Source organism: Klebsiella sp. K47, from assembly GCF_051858335.1.
In the GTDB taxonomy this organism is placed as follows: Bacteria; Pseudomonadota; Gammaproteobacteria; order Enterobacterales; family Enterobacteriaceae; genus Klebsiella; species Klebsiella pneumoniae.
The window spans coordinates 70,145-86,347 of sequence record NZ_JBPYUI010000025.1; the positions used below are offsets into that span (position 1 = coordinate 70,145).

The following is a 16,203-nucleotide window of genomic DNA, read 5'->3' on the forward strand; positions in this document are numbered from 1 at the left end:
TGAAAAGCAAGCAGGCATAGAGATGGTTGAGGATTCACAAGAAACGACGCACTTTGGCTTTCAGACGGTCGCTAAAGAGCAGAAAGCAGATATGGTGGCGCATGTATTCCATTCTGTCGCCGCAAAATATGATGTGATGAACGACCTGATGTCGTTTGGGATCCATCGTTTGTGGAAGCGTTTCACCATCGACTGCAGCGGCGTACGTCGCGGGCAGACCGTGCTGGATCTGGCTGGTGGTACCGGTGATTTGACGGCCAAGTTCTCCCGCCTGGTAGGGGAAACCGGCCGCGTCATGCTTGCTGATATCAATGATTCTATGCTCAAAATGGGCCGCGAAAAGCTGCGCAATATCGGCATCGTAGGCAACGTTGAGTATGTTCAGGCCAACGCGGAAGCCCTGCCTTTTGCTGATAATACCTTTGACTGCATCACCATCTCTTTCGGTCTGCGTAACGTGACCGACAAAGAGAAAGCGCTGCGTTCGATGTACCGCGTGCTGAAGCCGGGCGGACGTCTGCTGGTGCTGGAGTTTTCTAAACCCATTATCGAACCGCTGAGCAAAGCCTACGACGCTTACTCCTTCCATATCCTGCCGAAGGTGGGCGAGCTGGTGGCAAAAGATGGCGACAGCTATCGCTACCTGGCGGAATCTATTCGTATGCATCCGGACCAGGAAACCCTGAAAGGGATGATGCAGGATGCGGGCTTCGAAAACGTGGATTACTACAACCTGACGGCGGGTATCGTTGCTTTGCATCGCGGTTACAAGTTCTGACAGGAGGGACGCTATGCCTTTCACACCCCTGGTTACCGCTGGCATTGAAACGGCGCTGAATACTTTCCTCTGGCGCGACAAAGCGCTTAAACCCGCTCGCCAGCGCCTGCTGGGCAAGGTATTGCGGGTCCAGCTGCAGGATTTCGCCACGCCCGTGGTGCTGGTATTCAGCGAACGCCAGGTTGACGTCCTGAGCGCCTGGGACGGAGAGGCCGATTGCACCGTGATTACCCGGCTCAGCGTGCTGCCAAAACTGCGCAATCGTCAGCAGCTCACGGCGCTTATTCGCAGCGGTGATCTGGAAGTGCAGGGCGATCTGCAGGTGGTGCAGAATATGGTCTCCCTGTGCGACCTGGCAGAGTTTGATCCCGCTGAACTGCTGGCGCCCTATACCGGCGATATTGTGGCCGAAGGCGTCGGTAAAGTCCTGCGCGGCGGCGCTCAGTTTCTGCTGAAGGGGGCAGAGCGCCAGCAGCGCTATGTCGCGGAAGCGATCACTGAAGAGTGGCGCCTGGCGCCGGGGCCGCTGGAGCTGGCCTGGTTTGCTGAAGAGACAACGGCTATTGAGCGCGCGCTGGCCGCACTGGAAAAACGGCTGGAAACGCTGGAGGGCAAATGACGCCAGGAGAATTACGGCGCCTGTATTTCATCATTCACACCTTTTTGAGCTACGGGCTCGATGAGCTCATCCCCAAAATGCGGATCACGCTGCCGCTGCGTATCTGGCGGCGGATGCTGTTCTGGATGCCAAACCGCCATCAGGATCAGCCTCTTGGCGCCCGCCTTCGGCTGGCGCTCCAGGAGCTGGGGCCGGTGTGGATAAAATTCGGCCAGATGCTTTCCACCCGCCGGGATCTCTTTCCGCCGCATATTGCCGATCAGCTGGCGCTGTTGCAGGATCGCGTGGCGCCCTTTGAAGGGAAGCTCGCGCAGCAGCAGATAGAGAAAGCGATGGGGGGGCTGCCGGTCGAGACCTGGTTTGATGATTTCTCCGTTGAGCCGTTAGCCTCGGCGTCCATCGCCCAGGTGCATACCGCGCGTCTGAAAGAGAATGGCAAAGAGGTGGTGATCAAGGTTATCCGCCCGGATATTTTGCCGATCATTAAAGCGGACATGAAGCTCATCTACCGCCTGGCGCGCTGGGTACCGCGTCTGCTGCCTGACGGTCGCCGTCTGCGCCCGCAGGAGGTAGTTCGTGAATATGAAAAAACGCTGCTGGATGAGCTGAACCTGCTGCGGGAATCCGCCAACGCTATTCAGCTGCGGCGTAATTTCGAAGACAGCCCGATGCTGTACGTGCCGGAGGTGTACCCCGACTACTGCAGCGAAAGCATGATGGTAATGGAGCGCATTTACGGTATCCCGGTGTCCGATGTGGAGGCGCTGGAGGCCCAGGGCACCAATATGCAGCTGCTGGCGGAGCGGGGCGTGCAGGTCTTCTTCACCCAGGTGTTCCGCGACAGCTTCTTCCATGCCGATATGCATCCTGGCAACATATTCGTCAGCTACGAGCATCCGGAAGATCCGCAGTATATCGGCATCGACTGCGGTATTGTCGGCTCACTGAACAAAGAAGATAAGCGCTATCTGGCGGAAAACTTTATCGCCTTTTTCAACCGCGATTATCGTAAAGTTGCCGAGCTGCACGTCGATTCCGGTTGGGTTCCGCCCGATACCAACGTTGAAGAGTTTGAGTTCGCGATCCGCACGGTCTGCGAGCCGATCTTTGAGAAGCCGCTGGCGGAGATCTCCTTCGGCCACGTGCTGCTTAATCTGTTCAATACCGCGCGGCGTTTCAATATGGAAGTCCAGCCGCAGCTCGTTTTACTACAGAAGACATTACTTTACGTAGAAGGGGTAGGCCGGCAGCTCTATCCTCAGTTAGACTTGTGGAAAACGGCGAAGCCTTTCCTCGAGTCGTGGATCAAAGATCAGGTCGGCATTCCGGCGCTGGTGCGCGCGTTTAAAGACAAAGCGCCGTTCTGGATCGAAAGAATGCCGGAAATACCTGAGCTGGTGTATCAGAGCCTGCAGCAGAGCAAACAGCTGCAGACCAGCGTCGATACTATTGTGCGGGATATGCATGTGCGTCATGTGCGCCAGGGCCAATCCCGTTACCTGTTTGGTATAGGCGCGGTTTTATTGCTCAGTGGTACGCTGCTCTTTATCCATCGCCCTGAGTGGGGAATGATGCCCGGTTGGCTGATGGCCGGCGGTGTGGTGACCTGGCTTATTGGCTGGCGGAAAACCCACTGATCGGTTCGCCTCTTCATGACGCAGGCTTATTTGCGCAAAATCATGTCGGCGGCCTGACGAAGAGGCGGCTCGCAGGATGGCGTGTATAATGCGTCCACACAATTCATCATCTGTCATAGGGGAACGTGTATGGGTGGTATCAGTATTTGGCAGTTATTAATTGTTGTCGTCATCGTAGTTCTGCTTTTTGGGACGAAGAAGCTGAGCTCGCTGGGGTCTGACTTAGGGGCATCTATCAAAGGCTTTAAAAAAGCCATGAGTGATGATGATAAACCCGAAAAGTCGGCGCCAGACGCAGATTTCACGGCGAAAACCATCGCCGATAAACAGGATGATGCAAAAAAAGACGAGACAAAACGCCACGACAAAGAGCAGGTGTAACTCGTGTTCGATATTGGTTTTAGTGAACTACTGCTGGTGTTTGTGATTGGCCTCATTGTTCTGGGGCCACAGCGGCTTCCCGTAGCGGTTAAAACGGTAGTTGGCTGGATCCGTACGTTACGCTCGCTGGCGACCACGGTACAAAATGAGCTGGCCCAGGAGCTAAAACTGCAGGAGTTCCAGGAGAGCCTGAAGAAGGTGGAAAAGGCTAGCCTGAATAACCTGACGCCGGAGCTGAAAGCCTCGATGGATGAACTGCGCGAGGCCGCGGAGTCGATGAAGCGCTCCTATAGCGCCCACGATCCCGAAAAAGCCAGCGACGAAGCCAATACCATCCTTAATCCGGTGGTCAAAGGCAGCGAAGCGCAGCGCCAGGACGTCACGCCGGCGACGGCAGAACATCAGGCCAGCGCTCCGGCTCATGCGCCAGATCCCGTTGCCAACGAGCAATCTGCTTCACCGGCTGACCTTCAGGCAGAGAAAACGTCCGCTACGGCGGCAGTTCCCCATTCTTCCCCCGCATCGAGTGATAAACCGTAAACATGGGCGTAGACGATACACAACCGCTAATTTCGCATCTGATTGAGCTGCGCAAGCGTCTGCTCAACAGCATCATTGCTATTCTGGTGATCTTCCTGGCGCTGGTCTATTTCGCCAATGATATCTACCAGCTGGTCTCGGCCCCGCTTATCAGTAAGATGCCTGTGGGCGCGACGATGATCGCCACCGATGTCGCTTCACCTTTCTTTACGCCGATAAAGTTGACCTTCATGGTGTCGGTGATCCTGTCGGTGCCGATTATTCTTTACCAGGTATGGGCCTTCGTCGCGCCGGCGTTGTATAAGCACGAACGCCGGCTGGTGGTGCCTTTACTGGTATCCAGTACCCTGCTGTTCTATATCGGCATGGCTTTCGCCTATTTTGTCGTGTTTCCGCTGGCGTTCGGCTTCCTGACCCATGCGGCGCCGGAAGGGGTGCTGGTCTCGACCGATATTCGCAGCTATCTCGACTTCGTGATGGCGCTGTTTATGGCATTCGGGGTCTCCTTTGAGGTGCCGGTCGCCATTGTGTTGCTCTGCTGGATGGGCGTTACCACGCCGGAAGACTTGCGTAAAAAAAGGCCGTATGTGCTGGTGGGTGCCTTCGTGGTGGGCATGCTGCTGACGCCGCCGGACGTATTCTCGCAGACGCTGCTGGCCATTCCGATGTACTGTCTGTTTGAAGTCGGGGTGTTCTTTGCCCGCTTCTACACCGGGAAGCGCCTGACGCGCGATGACGACGCCGCGGCCGAAGCTGAAGCCGCAGAGCACAGAGAAGAGTAATACCGCCAACCGCCCGTCAGGGCGGTTGGCGTATGGGAGCGATCATGTTTGATATCGGCGTTAATCTGACCAGTTCGCAGTTTTCCCGCGATCATGATGAGGTAGTGGCGCGCGCCCTGGCGGCGGGGGTTAACGGCATGCTGCTGACCGGCACAAATTTGGCGGAGAGCCAGCAGGCGCAGAAACTGGCGAGCCGCTATTCCGGCTGCTGGTCCACGGCGGGGGTTCATCCCCATGACGGTAGCAGCTGGACGCCAGCGGTCGCCGAGGCGATTTATACCCTCGCCGGCGAGCCGCAGGTGGTGGCGATAGGCGAGTGCGGTCTGGATTTTAACCGGAATTTTTCCACGCCGCACGAGCAGGAGGTAGCGTTCAGCGCCCAGTTGGCGCTGGCCGCTGAGCTGTCGATGCCGGTGTTTTTGCACTGCCGCGACGCCCACGATCGGTTTCTGACGCTGCTTAAACCCTGGCTTGAGAAGCTCCCGGGCGCGGTGCTGCACTGCTTTACCGGCAGCCGCAGCGAGGTGCAGGAATGCCTGGATCTGGGCCTGTTTATCGGTATTACCGGTTGGGTATGCGATGAGCGGCGGGGACTGGAGCTGCGCGAGCTGCTGCCGGCGATCCCGGCGGAACGTCTGCTGCTGGAGACCGATGCGCCTTATCTGCTGCCGCGCGACCTCAAGCCGAAACCGGCCTCGCGGCGTAACGAGCCCGCGTATTTGCCGCATATCCTGGCCAGCGTCGCGGCCTGGCGTGGCGAGGAGGCGCAATGGCTGGAGGCGCAAACGGACGCAAACGTCAGGGCGCTGTTTGGCGTCGACATTAACGGCGTTTAGATTTTCTGGAAGTCGGTATTTTTAACGCTCTGCAGGACTTGCTTATTCAGCAGGTTTAACAGCAACATAGAGCGCGCTTCGCCGTCGGGCTCGGTGAAGATCGCCTCCAGGCCTTCAAACGCGCCGTCGGTGATTAGCACGCTATCGCCCTCATGCGGCGTTTCCGGGTCGGTAATCCCTTCCGGTTTGTAGATAGAAAGCTGATGGATGACCGCCGAGGGGACGATAGCGGGTAGGGCGCCAAAGCGCACGAAGTTGTTAACCCCGCGAGTGGCGCTGATGGTGGTGGTATGAATCACCTCTGGATCGAACTCAATAAACAGGTAGTTCGGGAACAACGGTTCGCTGACCATGGTGCGTTTACCGCGAATGATTTTTTCCAGCGCAATCGTCGGCATCAGGCAGTTAACTGACTGACGTTCCAGATGTTCCTGGGCTCGTTGTAGCTGCCCACGTTTGCAATACAGTAAGTACCAGGCTTGCATAATGACTCATTCCACTTCTAATAACGGCAAGCATAACAAATGGCTGGTGTAATCGCGAAAGCCATTATAATTGAAATCCAAATTTCAGCGTTCTTTCACGCTAATTTAACAAAATTACAGCATCGCGCCGTCGAACACCGTATAATTAGCCGCCTGTAGAGAGGTCAATAACACTTCCATGAAATATCACGATCTTCGCGACTTTCTGACACTCCTGGAACAACAGGGCGAACTAAAACGTATCACTCTGCCGGTCGATCCTCACCTGGAAATCACCGAAATTGCCGACCGGACTCTGCGCGCCGGCGGCCCGGCGCTGCTGTTTGAGAATCCGAAAGGCTATACCATGCCGGTGCTGTGCAATCTGTTCGGCACGCCGCGTCGCGTGGCGTTGGGGATGGGGCAGGAGGATGTCAGTTCGCTGCGCGAGGTGGGTAAACTGTTGGCCTTTCTGAAAGAACCTGAGCCGCCAAAAGGCTTCCGCGACCTGTTTGATAAGCTGCCGCAGTTCAAGCAAGTGCTGAATATGCCGACCAAACGCCTGCGCGGCGCCCCCTGTCAGCAAAAAATCATCCAGGGCGATGATGTCGATCTGAATAAAATCCCGATTATGACCTGCTGGCCGGAAGATGCCGCGCCGCTGATCACCTGGGGGTTGACGGTAACCCGCGGGCCGCACAAAGAGCGGCAGAACCTGGGGATTTATCGCCAGCAGCTGATCGGCAAAAACAAACTGATTATGCGCTGGCTGTCTCATCGCGGCGGCGCGCTGGATTTCCAGGAGTGGTGCGCGGCGCGTCCGGGCGAACGCTTCCCGGTTTCCGTGGCGCTTGGCGCCGATCCGGCAACCATTCTTGGCGCGGTGACGCCGGTGCCCGATACCCTGTCGGAATATGCTTTCGCAGGCCTGCTGCGCGGCACCAAGACCGAAGTGGTTAAGTGCGTTTCCAATGACCTTGAAGTGCCGGCCAGCGCGGAAATTGTGCTTGAAGGCTACATTGAGGCCGGTGAAATGGCGCCGGAAGGCCCGTATGGCGATCACACCGGTTACTACAATGAAGTGGACAGCTTCCCGGTATTTACGGTAACCCATATTACCCAGCGTGAAGACGCGATTTATCATTCTACCTATACCGGCCGACCGCCCGATGAGCCAGCGGTGCTGGGCGTGGCGCTGAATGAAGTCTTTGTGCCGATCCTGCAAAAGCAGTTCCCGGAAATCGTTGATTTCTATCTGCCGCCGGAAGGGTGCTCCTATCGCCTGGCGGTGGTGACCATGAAAAAACAGTACGCGGGACATGCCAAGCGCGTAATGATGGGCGTCTGGTCGTTCCTGCGCCAGTTTATGTACACCAAGTTCGTGATTGTCTGCGATGACGACGTCAACGCACGCGACTGGAACGATGTGATTTGGGCGATCACTACCCGTATGGACCCGGCTCGTGATACGGTACTGGTAGAGAATACGCCAATTGATTATCTGGATTTTGCCTCGCCGGTTTCCGGCCTGGGTTCAAAAATGGGGCTGGATGCCACCAATAAATGGCCTGGCGAAACCCAGCGTGAATGGGGTCGCCCAATCAAAAAAGATCCTGCCGTTACGGCGCGTATTGACGCCATCTGGGATGAACTGGCCATCTTTAAACAACAGTAAGCGGGGCTAACGCCGCTGTTTTGCTCTATTGACCCGACAGAGGGGACGCATGACAACCTTAAGCTGTAAAGTGACCTCGGTGGAGGCGATTACCGATACCGTATATCGTGTTCGATTAGTGCCGGAAGCGGCATTTTCCTTCCGTGCCGGCCAGTATCTGATGGTGGTAATGGATGAGCGCGACAAGCGCCCGTTCTCCATGGCTTCCACGCCGGCGGAACAGGAATTTATCGAGCTGCATATCGGCGCCTCGGAGCTCAATCTGTACGCGATGGCGGTCATGGATCGCATTCTGAAAGAGCGTGAAATTGAAGTTGATATTCCGCATGGCGAAGCGTGGCTGCGCGATGACGAAGATCGCCCGCTGATTCTGATCGCCGGCGGTACCGGATTCTCTTATGTGCGTTCTATTCTGTTAAGCGCGCTGGCGCGTAACCCGGATCGCGATATCGCCATTTATTGGGGCGGCCGCGAGGCTAAGCATCTGTACGATCTGGCCGAGCTGGAAGCGTTAAGCATCAAGCATCCGAATCTGCGCATCGAGCCGGTGGTCGAACAGCCGGAAGAAGGGTGGCGTGGTCGCTCCGGTACGGTACTCACCGCCGTGCTGCAGGATTACGGTACGCTGGCCGAGCATGACATCTACATTGCCGGTCGTTTTGAGATGGCGAAGATCGCTCGCGACCTGTTCTGTAATGAGCGCGGCGCGCGTGAAGATCGCCTGTTTGGCGATGCGTTTGCGTTTATCTGAAAATAAAAAACCCGCCCCTGACAGGCGGGAAGAACGGCAACTAAACCTGCTCTCTTCGCCATAGCCGCCAGGTTCTGGTGGCAATGGCGTTGAGATACCCTTTCGCTTAAACCCGCTCAAACACGGTAGCGATCCCTTGTCCCAGGCCGATACACATGGTGGCGAGGCCGAACTGAGCGTCTTTGCGCTCCATCTGGTTGATCAGCGTGGTGCTAATACGCGCCCCGGAACAGCCCAGCGGATGACCGAGCGCGATCGCCCCGCCGTTGAGGTTGATCTTCTCATCGATCTGCTCCATTAAGCCCAGATCTTTAATACACGGTAGGATCTGCGCGGCAAATGCTTCATTCATTTCAAAAACGTCGATATCGCTGGTGGATAAGCCCGCTTTTTTCAGCGCCAGCTTTGAGGCCGGAACCGGGCCATAACCCATAATGGACGGGTCGCAGCCGACCACCGCCATTGAACGGACGCGAGCGCGCGGCTTCAGCCCCAGCTCGCGAGCGCGGCTTTCGCTCATCAGCAGCATCGCCGCTGCGCCATCGGAAAGGGCGGAAGAGGTACCCGCCGTTACCGTACCGGTCACCGGGTCAAACGCCGGTTTAAGCGTGGACAGCGTCTCGACGGTGGTTTCCGGGCGGATCACCTCGTCATAGTTAAAGGACTTGAGTACGCCATCGGCATCGTGGCCGCCGGTGGGGATAATCTCCGCTTTGAATGCGCCGGACTGGGTTGCGGCCCAGGCACGAGCGTGAGAGCGCGCGGCGAACTGATCCTGCATCTCGCGGCTAATACCGTGCAGACGCGCCAGCATCTCCGCAGTCAGCCCCATCATCCCTGCCGCCTTTGCCACGTTGCGGCTGAGGCCCGGATGGAAATCGACGCCGTGGCTCATTGGCACATGGCCCATGTGCTCGACGCCGCCAATCAGGCAGACGCTGGCATCGCCGGTCATGATCATACGGGCCGCATCGTGCAGCGCCTGCATGGAAGAACCGCACAGACGGTTGACCGTATTTGCTGGTACCGAATGCGGGATCTCCGCCAGCAGCGCCGCGTTACGGGCGATGTTAAAACCCTGCTCGAGGGTTTGCTGCACGCAACCCCAGTAGATATCGTCTATCGCGCTTGCCTCAAGCGACGGATTGCGCGACAGCAGGCTACGCATCAGGTGCGCGGAGAGGTCTTCCGCGCGCACGTGGCGAAATGCGCCGCCCTTCGAACGGCCCATCGGGGTGCGAATTGCATCGACAATGACAACCTGTTCCATTGTGACTCCTTAAGCCGTTTTCAGAGCGCCAACCGGACGGGCTGGCTCTACCTGGGGATAATACGCTTCGTTATGGCGCGCTTTGTCACGCAGACCGGCTGGCACTTCATACAGCGGGCCAAGGTGCTGGTATTGCTGCGCCATATCGAGATACTTCGCGCTGCCGATGGTGTCCAGCCAGCGGAATGCGCCGCCGTGGAACGGAGGGAAGCCCAGGCCGTATACCAGCGCCATATCCGCTTCCGCCGGGCTGGCGATAATGCCTTCTTCCAGGCAGCGGACGACTTCGTTAACCATGGGGATCATCATGCGGGCGATAATCTCTTCATCGCTGAAATCGCGCTTCGACTGGCTGACGTCGGCCAGCAGGCTGTCGACGGCAGCATCTTCTTCTTTCTTCGGCTTACCTTTGCTGTCGTCTTTATAGCGCCAGAAGCCGAGGCCGTTCTTCTGGCCGAAACGGTTGGCGTCAAACAGGGCGTCGATGGCGTCGCGATAATCTTTCTGCATCCGCTGCGGGAAGCCCGCCGCCATGACCGCCTGAGCATGGTGCGCGGTATCGATGCCGACCACGTCCAGCAGATAAGCCGGGCCCATCGGCCAGCCAAACTGTTTCTCCATCACTTTGTCGACTTTGCGGAAGTCCGCTCCGTCGCGCAGCAGCTGGCTGAAGCCGGCGAAGTAGGGGAACAGTACCCGGTTGACGAAGAAGCCGGGACAATCATTCACCACAATCGGCGTTTTGCCCATTTTGCTGGCCCAGGCCACCACTTTGGCAATGGTATTATCCGAGGTTTTTTCGCCGCGGATCACTTCAACCAGCGGCATGCGATGCACCGGGTTAAAGAAGTGCATACCGCAGAAGTTTTCCGGGCGCTGCAGAACGCTGGCCAGCTCGCTGATGGGGATCGTTGAGGTGTTGGACGCCAGCACGGTATCCGGGCGCACTTTTGTCTCGGTTTCCGCTAGTACGGCTTTCTTCACTTTCGGGTTTTCCACCACCGCTTCAACGACGACGTCCACGCGGTCAAAACCGCTGTATTCCAGGGTTGGCTGAATGGTGCTAATCACTCCGGCCAGCTTCAGACCGTCGATTTTGCCGCGTTCCAGCTGTTTATTCAGCAGCTTCGCCGCTTCGGTCATACCCAGGGTCAGCGATTTGTCGCTGATGTCTTTCATCACCACCGGCACGCCCTTCCAGGCCGACTGGTAAGCGATACCGCCGCCCATAATGCCAGCGCCCAGGACGGCAGCATGCTTCGGCGTCTCGACATCTTTGGTCAGCTTTTTCGCTTTCGCTTTGACGTACTGGTCGTTCAGGAAGATACCAACCAGCGCGCGGGCCTCATTGGTATGGGCCAGCGGGACAAAGCTTTTATTTTCCAGCACCAGGGCTTCTTCACGACCAAGACGCGCGGCGGCTTCAATGGTTTTGACCGCGGTGATCGGCGCCGGGTAATGCTTCCCGGCGGTTTGCGCGACCATGCCTTTGGCAATCGTGAAGCTCATGGCGGCTTCAATTTTGCTGAGCTTCAGCGGCTCCAGCTTCGGCTGACGTTTCGCTTTCCAGTCCAGGTCGCCATTCATGGCCTGACGTAGGATCGCCAGCGCGCCGTCGCGTAGTTTTTCCGCAGCGACCACGCCATCCACCAGGCCGATTTTCAGTGCTTGATCGGCGCCGACGTCTTTCCCGGCGGCAATAATTTCCAGCGCGCTATCGGCGCCGAGCAGGCGCGGCAGACGCACGGAACCGCCGAAGCCCGGCATAATGCCGAGCTTGGTTTCCGGCAGCCCAATGCGCAGGTCCGGCGTCGCCAGGCGGTAATCGGTCGCCAGCACACATTCGCAACCGCCGCCCAGCGCATAGCCATTGACGGCAGAGATAGTGGGGACGGGGAGATCTTCCAGACGATTGAAGACGCTGTTAGCAAAATGCAGCCACTGGCTTAACTGCTCCTCAGGGACCAGGAACAGCGAGAGGAATTCGGTGATATCCGCGCCTACGATAAATGCCGCTTTTTCAGAGCGCAGCAGCAGACCTTTGAGATCGCTTTGTTTTTCCAGTACGTCCAGCGCATGACCAAGGCTGGCTACGGTTGCGGTATCAAGCTTGTTGACCGAACCTGGGGCATCGAACACCAGTTCGGCGATGCCATCTTCCAGCCAGTCGAGGTACAGGGTGTCGCCTTTGTAGAGCATGTCAGTCTCCTGAATCCAGCAATATGATCTGGTCATACCAGATGAAACGGAGTGTGGAATTTATGTTAAAGAATTGCAAATTAGTCTTTAAATAATTGCTGGTCGGATCACATCCGGCGGAAATCACCCGCACGCAGGTCGATGTGCTAAGATGCGGTGTATCACGATCCCATAAAAGCAAAGGATAAAAGATGGAATCCCTGGCCGCGCTCTATAAAAATCATATTGTTACCCTACAAGAACGTACCCGCGACGTCCTGGCCCGTTTTCAAATGGATGCTCTGCTGATTCACTCCGGCGAGCTGGTTAACGTCTTCCTTGATGACCATCCGTACCCGTTCAAGGTCAATCCGCAGTTCAAAGCCTGGGTGCCTGTGACTCAGGTGCCTAACTGCTGGCTGCTGGTGGACGGTGTGAATAAACCGAAGCTGTGGTTCTATCTGCCGGTAGATTACTGGCATAACGTTGAGCCGTTGCCGACCTCTTTCTGGACCGAAGAGATAGACGTGATCGCGCTACCGAAGGCCGATGGCATCGGCAGCCAGCTGCCTGCCGCTCGCGGTAATATTGGCTATATCGGCCCGGTGCCTGAGCGCGCGCTGGGCCTGGGTATCGCCGCGGATAAGATCAACCCGAAAGGGGTTATCGACTACCTGCATTACTACCGGGCTTACAAAACCGATTACGAGCTGGCCTGCATGCGTGAAGCGCAGAAGTCGGCGGTGAATGGTCATCGTGCGGCCTACGAAGCTTTCCAGTCGGGGATGAGCGAATTCGATATCAACCAGGCCTATCTCACCGCCACCGGCCATCGTGATACTGACGTGCCTTACAGCAATATTGTCGCGCTGAATGAGCATGCCTCCGTCCTGCACTACACCAAACTGGACCATCGTGCCCCGGCGGAGATGCGCAGTTTCCTGCTCGACGCCGGTGCGGAATATAACGGCTATGCCGCAGATCTGACGCGCACCTGGGCGGCGCACGGCGATAACGACTTTGCCCATCTGATCAAAGACGTTAACGATGAGCAGCAGGCGCTGATTAGTACCATGAAGGCCGGTACCAGTTACATTGATTACCATATCCAGTTCCATCAGCGTATCGCGAAGCTGTTGCGTAAACACCAGTTGGTTACCGACATGAGCGAAGAGGCGATGGTGGAGAATGACCTGACCGGGCCGTTTATGCCGCACGGGATTGGCCATCCGCTGGGTCTGCAGGTGCATGATGTTGCGGGCTTTATGCAGGACGATACCGGTACGCATCTGGCGGCGCCGTCGAAATATCCGTACCTGCGTTGCACCCGTATTATCGAGCCGCGTATGGTGCTGACCATTGAACCCGGCATCTACTTCATCGAGTCGTTACTGGCGCCGTGGCGTGAAGGCCCGTTCAGCAAGCACTTTAACTGGCAAAAAATTGACGCCATGAAGCCGTTCGGTGGGATCCGTATCGAAGATAACGTGGTGATTCACGAAAACAGTATCGAAAATATGACGCGCGATCTGAAGCTGGCCTGATGGAGAGCTGGTTAATCCCGGCGGCGCCGGTTACCGTCGTTGAGGAGATTAAAAAAAGCCGTTTTATCACGCTGTTGGCGCATACCGACGGCGTGGCAGCGGCAAAAGCTTTTGTCGAGTCCGTCAGAGCGGATCACCCTGATGCCCGCCACCACTGCGTGGCGTGGGTCGCGGGGCCGCCTGATGATTCGCAACAGCTGGGGTTTTCAGACGATGGCGAACCGGCGGGAACGGCGGGTAAACCGATGCTGGCGCAGCTGATGGGAAGCGGCGTCGGCGAGATAACCGCTGTCGTCGTGCGTTACTACGGTGGTATCCTGCTGGGCACCGGTGGTCTGGTTAAGGCCTATGGCGGCGGGGTGCATCAGGCGCTGGCGCAGCTGACGACGCTGCGCAAGACGCCGTTAACGGCATATACTTTGCAGTGTGAGTATGGGCAACTGGCCGGCGTCGAAGCGCTGCTCGCCCAATTCTCCGGAAACGTCGTTGAAAGCGAATATCTGGCGTCAGTTCGGCTGCGCGTGGCGCTTCCCCAGGCCGAAGTGGCGGCTTTTTCAGCAAGACTGGCTGATTTTAGTCGTGGTTCATTGCAATTACTGAAGATTAACGAATAATCCCCTCTGTTTTTTGCCTATCAAAGGAAGCGCCAGAGATGCATTTTCGCGCCATAACCCGAATCGTTGGACTGCTGGTCATCTTGTTTTCGGGGACGATGATCGTCCCGGGATTAGTGGCCCTGATATATCGCGATGGCGCGGGACGGGCCTTCACTCAAACCTTCTTTGTCGCTCTGGCGATCGGCTCCATGCTGTGGTGGCCGAACCGTAAGCAAAAAGGCGAACTGAAATCTCGCGAAGGGTTTCTGATCGTGGTGCTGTTCTGGACCGTGCTGGGGAGCGTGGGGGCCTTGCCCTTTATCTTCTCCGAACAGCCGAACCTGACGGTGACGGATGCCTTCTTCGAGTCATTTTCCGGCCTGACGACGACCGGGGCGACCACTCTGGTGGGGCTGGACTCGCTTCCGCACGCTATCCTCTTTTATCGCCAGATGCTGCAGTGGTTCGGCGGCATGGGGATCATTGTGCTGGCGGTAGCGATTCTGCCTATCCTCGGCGTCGGGGGGATGCAGCTCTACCGCGCGGAAATGCCCGGCCCGCTGAAGGATAACAAGATGCGTCCGCGTATTGCCGAGACGGCGAAGACATTGTGGCTCATCTATGTGTTACTCACGATCGCCTGCGCATTGGCGCTCTGGTTTGCCGGTATGCCGGCGTTCGATGCGATCGGGCACAGTTTCGCCACCATCGCCATCGGCGGTTTCTCGACTCACGATGCCAGCGTCGGCTATTTCAACAGCCCGATGATCAACTCCATCATTGCCATCTTCCTGCTGATCTCCGGCTGTAATTACGGTCTGCATTTTTCGTTGTTGAGCGGACGCAGCCTGAAGGTGTACTGGCGCGACCCCGAATTTAGGATGTTCATTGGCGTCCAGTTGACGCTGGTCATCGTCTGTACGCTGGTGCTATGGCTTCATAACGTGTACGGCTCGGTGTTGACGACGCTGAACCAGGCGTTTTTCCAGGTGGTGTCGATGGCGACCACCGCGGGGTTCACCACCGATAGCATTGCACGCTGGCCGCTGTTCCTTCCGGTGCTGTTGCTGTGCTCCGCATTTATCGGCGGCTGCGCTGGCTCCACGGGCGGTGGATTAAAAGTGATCCGTATCCTGTTGCTGTTCAAGCAGGGCAACCGTGAGCTGAAGCGGCTGGTGCACCCGAATGCGGTGTATAGCATTAAATTAGGTAACCGCGCGCTGCCGGAACGTATTCTGGAAGCGGTATGGGGATTCTTCTCCGCCTATGCGCTGGTCTTTATCATTAGTATGCTGGCGATTATCGCCACCGGGGTGGATGACTTCTCTGCTTTCGCCTCCGTGGTGGCGACATTGAACAACCTCGGGCCTGGGCTCGGCGTCGTCGCGGATAACTTTGCCACCATGAACCCGGTCGCGAAATGGATCCTGATTGCTAATATGCTGTTTGGTCGTCTGGAAGTGTTCACCTTACTGGTGCTCTTTACCCCCACTTTCTGGCGCGAATAACAGGAGTGCTCGTGAAAACTTTAATTCTCTTCTCCACCCGCGACGGGCAGACCCGTGAAATCGCTTCGTTTCTCGCCTCTGAGCTTAAAGAGCTGGGCATCGATGCGGACACCCTGAATCTGAACCGTACCGATGTCGTCGAATGGCATCACTACGATCGGGTGGTCATTGGCGCGTCGATTCGCTACGGGCACTTTCATCCGGCGGTGGACCGCTTTGTGAAAAAGCATCTGGCAGCATTGCAGGCGCTGCCGGGGGCATTCTTTTCGGTTAACCTGGTGGCGCGTAAACCCGAGAAGCGCACGCCGCAGACCAACAGCTATACGCGTAAGTTTCTGCTGAACTCGCCGTGGCAGCCGCAGAGCTGCGCGGTATTTGCCGGCGCGCTGCGCTACCCGCGCTACAGCTGGTACGATCGGTTTATGATCCGCCTGATTATGAAAATGACCGGGGGTGAAACGGATACCCGCAAAGAAGTGGTCTATACCGACTGGCAACAGGTATCCCGGTTTGCTCGGGAAATCGCACAAATGGCGCGCAAATAGCGCGTAAAACTCGCGTTGTGATGGAAAATCGAGCGAACGAAAAGTTTTTTTGCATTTCCCCTTGTCACCTCAGAATTACTCCCTATAATGCGCCTCCAC

At 57.0% G+C, this 16,203-nt stretch carries 16 protein-coding genes; 13 read left to right on the forward strand and 3 right to left on the reverse strand.

Annotated elements, in window-relative coordinates:
• The first annotated feature begins 22 nt into the window (after positions 1-22).
• From ubiE to tatD, 7 genes are all read left to right on the forward strand, one after another.
• Positions 23-778, forward strand: coding sequence for a bifunctional demethylmenaquinone methyltransferase/2-methoxy-6-polyprenyl-1,4-benzoquinol methylase UbiE (ubiE, locus tag RRF55_RS21390; protein ID WP_002883421.1), 756 nt, complete (start codon positions 23-25; stop codon positions 776-778).
• A gap of 13 nt (positions 779-791) precedes the next feature.
• Positions 792-1,397 (forward strand): ubiquinone biosynthesis protein UbiJ, encoded by a 606-nt coding sequence (gene ubiJ, locus RRF55_RS21395; RefSeq protein ID WP_002883422.1) that lies wholly within the window; start codon positions 792-794, stop codon positions 1,395-1,397.
• Positions 1,394-3,034, forward strand: coding sequence for a ubiquinone biosynthesis regulatory protein kinase UbiB (gene ubiB, locus RRF55_RS21400; RefSeq protein ID WP_004177924.1), 1,641 nt, complete (start codon positions 1,394-1,396; stop codon positions 3,032-3,034). Before ubiJ ends, ubiB begins: the two co-directional genes overlap by 4 nt.
• 129 nt (positions 3,035-3,163) lie before the next feature.
• Positions 3,164-3,415 (forward strand): Sec-independent protein translocase subunit TatA, encoded by a 252-nt coding sequence (gene tatA, locus RRF55_RS21405; protein ID WP_002883425.1) that lies wholly within the window; start codon positions 3,164-3,166, stop codon positions 3,413-3,415.
• Between the two features lie 3 nt (positions 3,416-3,418).
• Positions 3,419-3,955 (forward strand): Sec-independent protein translocase protein TatB, encoded by a 537-nt coding sequence (gene tatB / locus RRF55_RS21410; protein WP_040089689.1) that lies wholly within the window; start codon positions 3,419-3,421, stop codon positions 3,953-3,955.
• A gap of 2 nt (positions 3,956-3,957) precedes the next feature.
• On the forward strand, positions 3,958-4,737 hold the full coding sequence (gene tatC / locus RRF55_RS21415) for a Sec-independent protein translocase subunit TatC (protein WP_002883427.1): 780 nt from the start codon (positions 3,958-3,960) through the stop codon (positions 4,735-4,737).
• 32 nt (positions 4,738-4,769) lie between these two features.
• Complete coding sequence (tatD, locus tag RRF55_RS21420) at positions 4,770-5,573, forward strand: 3'-5' ssDNA/RNA exonuclease TatD (RefSeq protein WP_015959233.1); 804 nt, start codon at positions 4,770-4,772, stop codon at positions 5,571-5,573.
• Here the strand turns inward: tatD and rfaH are convergent.
• On the reverse strand, positions 5,570-6,058 hold the full coding sequence (gene rfaH, locus RRF55_RS21425) for a transcription/translation regulatory transformer protein RfaH (protein WP_002883430.1): 489 nt from the start codon (positions 6,056-6,058) through the stop codon (positions 5,570-5,572). The genes tatD and rfaH overlap by 4 nt on opposite strands.
• Positions 6,059-6,236: 178 nt before the next feature.
• Here rfaH and ubiD point away from each other — a divergent pair, with 178 nt between their 5' ends.
• Both ubiD and fre read left to right on the forward strand, forming a co-directional pair.
• Entirely contained in the window at positions 6,237-7,712 is a 1,476-nt protein-coding gene (gene ubiD, locus RRF55_RS21430; protein ID WP_004146456.1) for a 4-hydroxy-3-polyprenylbenzoate decarboxylase, read from the forward strand.
• 49 nt (positions 7,713-7,761) lie between these two features.
• Complete coding sequence (gene fre, locus RRF55_RS21435; protein ID WP_002883448.1) at positions 7,762-8,463, forward strand: NAD(P)H-flavin reductase; 702 nt, start codon at positions 7,762-7,764, stop codon at positions 8,461-8,463.
• A 106-nt stretch (positions 8,464-8,569) separates the two neighbouring features.
• On the opposite strand, the gene fadA is transcribed toward fre, so the two are convergent.
• Both fadA and fadB read right to left on the reverse strand, forming a co-directional pair.
• A complete protein-coding gene (fadA, locus tag RRF55_RS21440; protein ID WP_004150456.1) occupies positions 8,570-9,733 on the reverse strand; it encodes an acetyl-CoA C-acyltransferase FadA in 1,164 nt (387 codons plus the stop codon).
• Positions 9,734-9,742: 9 nt separating this feature from the next.
• Positions 9,743-11,932 carry a fatty acid oxidation complex subunit alpha FadB gene (gene fadB / locus RRF55_RS21445; RefSeq protein WP_004213300.1) on the reverse strand — a complete coding sequence of 730 codons (2,190 nt, stop codon included), beginning with the start codon at positions 11,930-11,932 and terminating at the stop codon, positions 9,743-9,745.
• A 191-nt stretch (positions 11,933-12,123) separates the two neighbouring features.
• Here fadB and pepQ point away from each other — a divergent pair, with 191 nt between their 5' ends.
• Genes pepQ through hemG form a run of 4 tightly spaced genes read left to right on the forward strand, consistent with a single transcriptional unit; the run spans position 12,124 to position 16,104 of the window.
• Positions 12,124-13,455: a Xaa-Pro dipeptidase gene (gene pepQ, locus RRF55_RS21450; protein ID WP_004152060.1), complete on the forward strand. Its 1,332-nt coding sequence runs from the start codon at positions 12,124-12,126 to the stop codon at positions 13,453-13,455.
• Positions 13,455-14,069 carry an IMPACT family protein gene (locus RRF55_RS21455; RefSeq protein ID WP_002883449.1) on the forward strand — a complete coding sequence of 205 codons (615 nt, stop codon included), beginning with the start codon at positions 13,455-13,457 and terminating at the stop codon, positions 14,067-14,069. The genes pepQ and RRF55_RS21455 overlap by 1 nt, the downstream gene beginning before the upstream one ends.
• Positions 14,070-14,107: 38 nt before the next feature.
• The gene (gene trkH / locus RRF55_RS21460; protein WP_002883450.1) at positions 14,108-15,559 is read left to right on the forward strand and encodes a Trk system potassium transporter TrkH; all 1,452 of its coding nucleotides are present in this window, start codon (positions 14,108-14,110) and stop codon (positions 15,557-15,559) included.
• 11 nt (positions 15,560-15,570) lie between these two features.
• Positions 15,571-16,104 (forward strand): menaquinone-dependent protoporphyrinogen IX dehydrogenase, encoded by a 534-nt coding sequence (gene hemG / locus RRF55_RS21465; RefSeq protein ID WP_002883453.1) that lies wholly within the window; start codon positions 15,571-15,573, stop codon positions 16,102-16,104.
• The last annotated feature ends 99 nt before the right edge of the window (positions 16,105-16,203 follow it).

What these genes read in the sequence shown, in the direction of transcription:
- tatA (WP_002883425.1), top strand. Translation starts at nt 3,164, where the DNA reads ATGGGTGGTATCAGTATTTGGCAGTTATTAATTGTTGTCGTCATCGTA.
- ubiE (WP_002883421.1), top strand. Translation starts at nt 23, where the DNA reads ATGGTTGAGGATTCACAAGAAACGACGCACTTTGGCTTTCAGACGGTC.
- ubiJ (WP_002883422.1), top strand. Translation starts at nt 792, where the DNA reads ATGCCTTTCACACCCCTGGTTACCGCTGGCATTGAAACGGCGCTGAAT.
- fre (WP_002883448.1), top strand. Translation starts at nt 7,762, where the DNA reads ATGACAACCTTAAGCTGTAAAGTGACCTCGGTGGAGGCGATTACCGAT.
- pepQ (WP_004152060.1), top strand. Translation starts at nt 12,124, where the DNA reads ATGGAATCCCTGGCCGCGCTCTATAAAAATCATATTGTTACCCTACAA.
- RRF55_RS21455 (WP_002883449.1), top strand. Translation starts at nt 13,455, where the DNA reads ATGGAGAGCTGGTTAATCCCGGCGGCGCCGGTTACCGTCGTTGAGGAG.
- ubiB (WP_004177924.1), top strand. Translation starts at nt 1,394, where the DNA reads ATGACGCCAGGAGAATTACGGCGCCTGTATTTCATCATTCACACCTTT.
- rfaH (WP_002883430.1), bottom strand. Translation starts at nt 6,058, where the DNA reads ATGCAAGCCTGGTACTTACTGTATTGCAAACGTGGGCAGCTACAACGA.
- tatC (WP_002883427.1), top strand. Translation starts at nt 3,958, where the DNA reads ATGGGCGTAGACGATACACAACCGCTAATTTCGCATCTGATTGAGCTG.
- trkH (WP_002883450.1), top strand. Translation starts at nt 14,108, where the DNA reads ATGCATTTTCGCGCCATAACCCGAATCGTTGGACTGCTGGTCATCTTG.
- fadB (WP_004213300.1), bottom strand. Translation starts at nt 11,932, where the DNA reads ATGCTCTACAAAGGCGACACCCTGTACCTCGACTGGCTGGAAGATGGC.
- fadA (WP_004150456.1), bottom strand. Translation starts at nt 9,733, where the DNA reads ATGGAACAGGTTGTCATTGTCGATGCAATTCGCACCCCGATGGGCCGT.
- ubiD (WP_004146456.1), top strand. Translation starts at nt 6,237, where the DNA reads ATGAAATATCACGATCTTCGCGACTTTCTGACACTCCTGGAACAACAG.
- tatD (WP_015959233.1), top strand. Translation starts at nt 4,770, where the DNA reads ATGGGAGCGATCATGTTTGATATCGGCGTTAATCTGACCAGTTCGCAG.